We start from the raw sequence: 2998 nt of genomic DNA, 5'->3' as shown, positions 1-2998 counted from the left end.
CGCCGAGTCGGGCTGCGAACCGGGCATAATGTCGGTCCCCGCATCTTCAGGCTGCCATGCGCTTCGACACTTATCTTCGCTACGACGAGCTTACGCGCGCGCTGCATGCGCTGGCCACCGAGCATCCGGGCCTCCTGCGTGTCGAGAGCATCGGCAGGAGCTACGAAGGTCGAGACATCTGGCTCGTGACCGCGACCTGCTTCGCCACCGGCGCCGATGGCGAGAAGCCGGCGCTGTGGGTGGACGGCAACATCCACGCAACCGAGGTGGCCGGTTCGATGGCGTGCCTCTACCTGCTGCACCATCTCGCCACCGGCTATGGACGCGACGACGAGGTCACGCGCTGCCTCGACACGCGGGTCTTCTACGTGTGCCCGCGGCTCAATCCGGACGGTGCGGAATGGGCACTCGCGGACACGCCCCGGATCATCCGTTCGAGCGTGCGTCCCTACCCTTACGACGAAGAGGCGGTGAGCGGACTCAAGCGCGAAGACATCGACGGCGACGGCCGCGCGCTCACGATGCGCGTGCCGGATGCGAACGGACCGTGGAAGATATCCGACCGCGACCCGCGCCTGATGGTCCGCCGCGATCCCACTGAGGTCGGTGGTCGCTACTTTCGCCTGCTGCCGGAGGGAACGCTCGAGGGCTGGGACGGGTTCACGCTCAGGCTCGCACCGCGCAAGCAGCAACTCGACCTCAACCGTAATTTCCCCGCAGGCTGGCGACAGGAGCACGAGCAACTCGGCGCCGGACCGTATCCGACTTCGGAGCCGGAGGTGAGAACGGCCGTCGCGTTCTTTGCCGCTCACCCGAACATCACCGGCGCCGTGCTGTTTCATACGTACAGCGGCGTGCTGCTGCGCCCGTACTCGCATCGCGCGGATGACACGCTGCCGACCGACGATCTTCGCACCTATGAAAAGCTCGGGGCGGCCGGCACCGCGATCACCGGATACCCCAATATCTCCGTCTTCCACGATTTCCGCTATCACCCGAAGGAGGTGATCACGGGGTCGTTCGACGACTGGGCCTACGACCACCTGGGTGTCTTCGCGTGGACCATCGAGATCTGGAGCCCGCAGCGCGCCGCGGGAATCAGTGACTACAAGTTCATCGAGTGGTACCGCGAGCATCCGGTCGAGGACGACCTGAAACTGCTGGCGTGGAATGACTCGACCCTCGGCGGCCGCGGCTTCGTCGAGTGGTATCCGTTCCGTCATCCGCAGTTGGGCGAGATCGAGCTCGGCGGCTGGGACGCGCTCTACACCTGGAGCAATCCGCCGCACGCGCTGCTGGAAAAGGAGCTCGCGCTGTTTCCGAAGTGGCTCGTGTGGCATCTGCTGGTGTCGCCCAAGTTGGAATTGCTGGAAGCGAGCGCCGCACCTCTCGGAGACGATGCCTGGCGGGTGCGGCTCGTCGTTCACAACACAGGCTGGCTGCCGAGTTACGTGACGAAGCGTGCGCTGGAAAACCGGCGCGTGCGGGGCCTCGTCGCGGAAATCGACCTGCCGGCGGGCGCGTCGCTCGAAACCGGCAGCGCGCGCGAGGAACTGGGGCAGCTCGAAGGGCGGGCGTACACGCCGACGGTGCCCAGCAGCTGGGGCGGGTGGAGCGCCGATGCGACCGACGATCGCGCCAAGGTCGAATGGGTGGTGCGTGCCCGCGCGGGCACGAGCGTGCAGCTGAGCGCACGTCACGAGCGTGCGGGTGTGGTGCGCGCGCAGGTCGTGCTCGAATGATTCGGGTTGAATCGTGCAGCGTCTGAGAATCAGCCATCTCACCGAGTACTGCTATGCCGACTGGGTGACGTTCGGTCCGCACCGGCTGCGCCTGCGCCCGCGCGAGGGTCACGACGTGCGCATCGAATCGTCGCGGCTCGACATTGCCCCGGCCTACGACATCCGGTGGCACCGCGACATCTTCGACAATTCGGTGGCGCTCGTGACTTTCCGCGAGGGCGCGACGCGGCTCGCCATCGCGAGCGAGGTCATCATCGAACACTACGAGGAAGCGCCGCTCGACTTTCTGGTGGAGGACTACGCGCTGCGCTACCCGTTCCTGTACGACGGTGAGGAGCGTATTGAACTGGCGGCGTATCAGCAGGCCTGCTGGCCGAACGACCGGCGCCATGTGCTGGCGTGGCTCGACTACATCGGTTGCCAGGGCCACGGCATCGAGACCTTTGCGCTGCTCGACCGCATCAACCGGGCGATCGCCAGTCCATATTTCACCTACATGGTGCGTGAGGAGCAGGGCGTGCAGTCGCCGGCGTGGACGCTGCACACGCGCACCGGCTCCTGTCGCGACTATGCCGCGCTCTTCGTCGAGGCCTGTCGCGCACTCGGGCTGGCGAGCCGCTTCGTCAGCGGCTACGTGCACGCGCCGACGACGGAAGCCGGCAATGCGTCCACGCACGCGTGGTCCGAGGTGTACCTGCCGGGGCCGGGGTGGAAGGGCTTCGATTCGACGACCGGCGAGGTCACCGGCAAGCGGCACATCCCGGTCGCCGTCGCGCGTCATCCAGAATCCGTGCCGCCCGTGGCGGGAACCTTCTTCGGCCCGGCGGGGCGGTGGCCGATCCTGACGGTGGATGTGCAGGTGGTGGCGCTGTGATTCCGTCCCGATCCGAAATGCATGGTGCAGAGGCCACGGCGGTGCTTGCCAGAGCGGAGACATAGCTGCGAAGATTGCCGTCATCTGACAGTTGGAATCGATTCCCATGGCCGGTCCGAGCCTCGAGTTGCTGATGCAGATGGTGCAGAAGGTCTTGGATGGACAGAAGGACATCCGGGACGATATACGCGAGATCAAAGCCCGCCTCGGGCGTTTGGAAACGGATGTGGCCCAACTGCACGTGTACCTGGCCGAGCAATCGACGCGCCTCGATCGCTTCTCGGACCGATTCGAACGTGTCGAACGGCGGTTGGAAATCGTCGAGACGTAGCGCCGAGCCCACGTCATAGCGGTCGGTCGGGCAAGGGTACAAAGAGCCAGC

At 65.8% G+C, this 2998-nt stretch carries 3 protein-coding genes; all 3 read left to right on the top strand.

Annotated features, from left to right (window positions below):
* Positions 1–56 precede the first annotated feature (56 nt).
* The 3 genes from JNK68_17245 to JNK68_17235 all read left to right on the top strand — a co-directional run bounded on the left by JNK68_17245 (position 57) and on the right by JNK68_17235 (position 2947).
* Positions 57–1742: a carboxypeptidase gene (locus JNK68_17245; protein ID MBL8542089.1), complete on the top strand. Its 1686-nt coding sequence runs from the start codon at positions 57–59 to the stop codon at positions 1740–1742.
* A 13-nt stretch (positions 1743–1755) separates the two neighbouring features.
* Positions 1756–2616: a transglutaminase family protein gene (locus tag JNK68_17240; GenBank protein MBL8542088.1), complete on the top strand. Its 861-nt coding sequence runs from the start codon at positions 1756–1758 to the stop codon at positions 2614–2616.
* 106 nt (positions 2617–2722) lie between these two features.
* The gene (locus tag JNK68_17235; protein MBL8542087.1) at positions 2723–2947 is read left to right on the top strand and encodes a hypothetical protein; all 225 of its coding nucleotides are present in this window, start codon (positions 2723–2725) and stop codon (positions 2945–2947) included.
* Positions 2948–2998 lie beyond the last annotated feature (51 nt).

It is taken from the genome of Betaproteobacteria bacterium, from assembly GCA_016791345.1.
Lineage (GTDB): Bacteria > Pseudomonadota > Gammaproteobacteria > Burkholderiales > JAEUMW01 > JAEUMW01.
The sequence above is the reverse complement of the archived record's forward strand: the minus strand, read 5'-3'. Positions and strand labels throughout refer to the sequence as shown.